The sequence below is a fragment of the Chamaesiphon sp. OTE_20_metabat_361 genome, assembly GCF_031364565.1.
The window spans coordinates 1-3,310 of the sequence record NZ_JANLWO010000052.1 but is presented as its reverse complement, the minus strand read 5'-3'; the positions used below and the strand labels follow the sequence as shown (position 1 = coordinate 3,310).

3 protein-coding genes and 1 pseudogene are annotated in these 3,310 nt (G+C 46.1%); 2 read left to right on the top strand and 2 right to left on the bottom strand.

All coding sequences use genetic code 11. The features are described from left to right. Nucleotides 1–160 (top strand): asparaginase (locus RMO35_RS01375; protein WP_396135580.1); only part of this gene is annotated, 160 nt, incomplete at its 5' end. 162 nt (nt 161–322) lie between these two features. Here RMO35_RS01375 and RMO35_RS01370 read toward each other — a convergent pair. Continuing rightward, entirely contained in the window at nt 323–1,273 is a 951-nt protein-coding gene (locus RMO35_RS01370; RefSeq protein WP_309738029.1) for a PleD family two-component system response regulator, read from the bottom strand. A gap of 242 nt (nt 1,274–1,515) precedes the next feature. On the opposite strand from RMO35_RS01370, the gene RMO35_RS01365 reads away from it, so the two are divergent. Further along, nucleotides 1,516–2,499, top strand: a complete 984-nt coding sequence (locus tag RMO35_RS01365) for a DNA polymerase III subunit delta' (RefSeq protein WP_309738028.1) — start codon at nt 1,516–1,518, stop codon at nt 2,497–2,499. Between the two features lie 207 nt (nt 2,500–2,706). Here the strand turns inward: RMO35_RS01365 and RMO35_RS01360 are convergent. Continuing rightward, nucleotides 2,707–3,310, bottom strand: a pseudogene (locus tag RMO35_RS01360) (hypothetical protein); the annotation flags it as partial.

The following is a 3,310-nucleotide window of genomic DNA, read 5'->3' as shown; positions in this document are numbered from 1 at the left end:
GAGTGATGGTGCCAAACGCGCGAAGTATGCTGTTGCGATTTATCTATTGCAGCAGATGGGCTGGATTACCCCTGCGGTATCGGAAATTCTCACCGACCAATTTTTATCGATCGGGAGTCATACCCGCTTGGAAGTCACTGGCGAATTAGCAATGGTTTAGAATGCTTTAAATCGCATTTTAGGTTGAAACAAAGTGAATAGTGTTTTGGTGAATAGTGGATAGTGGATAGTGAATAGAGACATCTTGTAGGCTGGGTTTCGCGTTGCTCTCAACCCAACCTACTCCCAACTCCCATCTCCCATCTCCCATCCCCCACCTCATCTAAGCAACTAACATTGTGACTCGATCGCGTCCTTGAGATTTGGCTTGATACAAGGCACGATCGGCAGCATGAATTAAGTCTTGAAACTGATTTTCTCGCGTCGGAATAATCGTAGATACACCGACACTAATTGTCACATAAGGACAGACCATCGAGGCTTCATGGTCGATTTGTAAATTCTTAATTGCCGATCGAATATTTTCAGCGACAGAGACAGCACCCAAGGCATCGGTATTGGGGAGGACGACTGCAAATTCTTCACCACCATAACGGGCGACGAGATCGCCGCTGCGGCGGACTGTTTTCCGCATTGCCATTGCGACTTTAATCAAGCATTTATCCCCATTAGAATGCAGGTAGCGATCGTTATAGTTTTTAAAAAAATCAACGTCGCACATAATCAACGATAGTGGTGATTCGATGCGCTGCATTCGATCCCATTCTTTTTTGATATAGTCATCAAAACCGCGCCGATTAGACAACTTAGTCAAACTGTCTAAATTTGCCAAAAGCTGGAGATTCTGGTTTGCTTGCTGGAGTTCGCTTAATTGATTTTTAATTAGCTGCGATTGGCGAATTAAATTTCGCACCCGCTGGCGTAAAATTGATAAATTAATCGGCTTAGTAATATAATCAGTTGCGCCAGAGGCAAAAGCGCGATCGACCGAATCATTATCATCTAATGAAGTAATCATTAAAATTGGGGTCAACCGTTCGCCTAAATTTTTGAGTTGTTCGCAAAATTCAAACCCATCTAAAATCGGCATCATCGCATCGACGAGAATTAAATCGGGTCGATGTTCTTGATAAGCCGCGATTCCATCGTGACCATTTGTAGAGAGAATTACTTCAAAACCATCTTCCTCTAACGACTCACTCACCAGTGCGCGAACTACAAGATCGTCATCAACTAATAATATTCGTCGATCTTCTGGTTTAGTCGCGTTCATAGTAACTTGCGTAAATAATCATCCATGTACTCTTACAGGTGGGGTGTGTCAATTGATTTGTGATGATTTTAACGTCTGAGCCTAGTTCTATTTACCTTCAACATAGTGTACCCATGAAGAATCGAAATAGTAGCATTGATTTAATTATTTCTTTATGCGGAGCCAGAACATCCCTACGTGGTAGCTGATGACCTAATTTTAGCTAATTCTAAATTAATGGTACGATCGTCCTATTTGACCTGATGAGTGAAAACTCGATTCTCATGCTCAGAGGCTACGCCAACGAATTTAGCACCACTTTACGCGGACAAACCCAAGCCACCGAAATATTGACGCGATCGATTTCTCAGCAGCGGTTAGCACCTGCATATCTATTTTATGGTGCCGAGGGGATTGGCAAAAGTATTGCCGCACGCTGCTTTATCGAATTAATCTTTACCCACGGCGTCTTGGCGAGTGAGTCTACGCTCATCCGCCAAAAGCTGCGCCAAGGCAATCACCCCGATGTCTTGTGGGTAGCGCCTACCTATAGCCATCAAGGCAAGCTCTATTCCTCTGCTGAAGCCACTGCGGCGGGGATTAAACGCAAAGCACCGCCCCAACTGCGCATCGAACAAATTCGCGATATCGGGCGCTTTTTGGCACGTCCGCCATTACTAGGTGCGCGTGCGGTGGTAGTTATCGAACAAGCGGAAACCATGCCAGAAGGAGCCGCCAATGCCCTACTTAAGACCCTAGAAGAGCCGGGAAAAGCGACGATTATTGCGATCGCGTCTAGTGTAGAAGCCCTGCTACCGACAATTGTATCCCGCACTCAGCAGATTCCCTTCCACCGTCTCGATCGAGTCTCGATGAGCGATGTCCTCACCAGTCTCGGCAAAACCGAAATCCTCGCTCGACCAGAAATTCTCGGACTAGCCCAAGGTAGTCCGGGTGCCGCGATCGCCATCTGGGAGCAGTTCCAAACCCTCCCAGCGGAGCTACTGGAGCGATTGAGCCAGTTACCGCTTACTCGCCGTCAGGGGCTAGAATTGGCACAGCAGATCGATCGCGATCTCGACTCAGCCGAGCAACTATGGTTGGTTGATTATTTGCAATATATCTACTGGCAAAAATACCGCCATCCCCCCGCTATCGAATTACTCGAACAGACTCGATCGCAGTTACTCGCCTACGTGCAACCCCGCTTAGTTTGGGAATGTACATTAATGAGAATTAAGAATTGAGTAGTGGGACGACCCGACTAAAACTGTGGGCATTCATAACTCTGAAAAATACAATGAGTAACATTTTGAGCGATCGCTTTACCCACAGTTTTAGTCGTGTCGAGCCAGTAGGGTGGGCACTGCCCACCACAACAATTATCGGTAATTCTAGTATCTAAAATAAAGCGTTGCTGAATTAATATACGATCGCGAGATCGGGATGACAATTCATGATAGCCAGCGCGGATGCCAACCAGAAATTGGCAATCGATCGGCGGGTAATGGTGTCGCGATTTCGCGGAGATTGGGCGGGATTGGTAAGAGCCACACCACGCCAGTCCCATTACCTTGGACGATCTGATTGGTATTGTCACCGCGCTCTATTTGGTCGAACATGACCGCCAATCCATCGGGAGCCAGACTCATCTGAATCCCTTGTTGAATCGGTAATAAGGTCATCAGTAAGATTTTCTGAGTCTTAACATCGATCGCTGTCAAAAAAGGTTCTTCTCGACTATTTTCATCCTGGGTTTTGAGCGAGGTAGCCAAACAATAAATAATGTCTTTACCTGGAGAGAATTTAGCATCCCAAATCGAACCATTGGTTTGGAAAATTTTCTGTTTGACACCTTGATTATTTACCATAAATAGCGATCTAGTATAATCACTATTGTATTTAACCATTGCCGCAGCAGTACCATCGGTAGCGAAGCCCAGAACACTGCTAAATTCTGGCGAAAAGTCTAGGTTATTACCTGGGGTTGGTGTCAAGGGTAAAATCGAAATCCCTTGTTGTTCGACGGCGGCGGCGACGGCGCTACTATCTGGGGTA